The organism is Blautia ammoniilytica (assembly GCF_025566965.1).
Classification (GTDB): domain Bacteria; phylum Bacillota; class Clostridia; order Lachnospirales; family Lachnospiraceae; genus Blautia_A; species Blautia_A ammoniilytica.
This window is the reverse complement of the sequence record NZ_JAOQJL010000092.1, coordinates 1-329: the sequence shown is the minus strand read 5'-3', so window position 1 is coordinate 329 and position 329 is coordinate 1. Positions and strand designations below refer to the sequence as shown.

Genomic DNA, 329 nt, shown 5'->3' with positions numbered 1-329 from the left:
CAATAATCTCCAAAATGGAGAAAATACAACCAAGATGTTACTTGACTATCTCCGGAATGTCGATATATACTAAACATACAGAAATTGATAAGACATCATATTGAAGGAAGCAGCTAGGAGGTGAAAAGTTTGAGTGAGCGTGTGATCCTGCATAGTGATATGAACTGTTTTTATGCCAGTGTAGAAATGCTACATCATCCGGAATTTGCAGGAATGCCTCTGGCAGTAGGTGGCGATCCGGAAGCCCGGCATGGGATTGTGCTGACAGCAAATTATATTGCAAAGCAAAAAGGTGTAAAGACCGGAATGGCATTATGGCAGGCAAAACA

1 protein-coding gene is annotated in these 329 nt (G+C 41.3%); it reads left to right on the top strand.

The genetic code is table 11. The annotated features are described in order from the left end of the window. Window positions 1–129: 129 nt before the first annotated feature. The coding region (locus OCV61_RS18515; RefSeq protein ID WP_470258224.1) for a Y-family DNA polymerase at window positions 130–329 on the top strand (200 nt) is incomplete at its 3' end.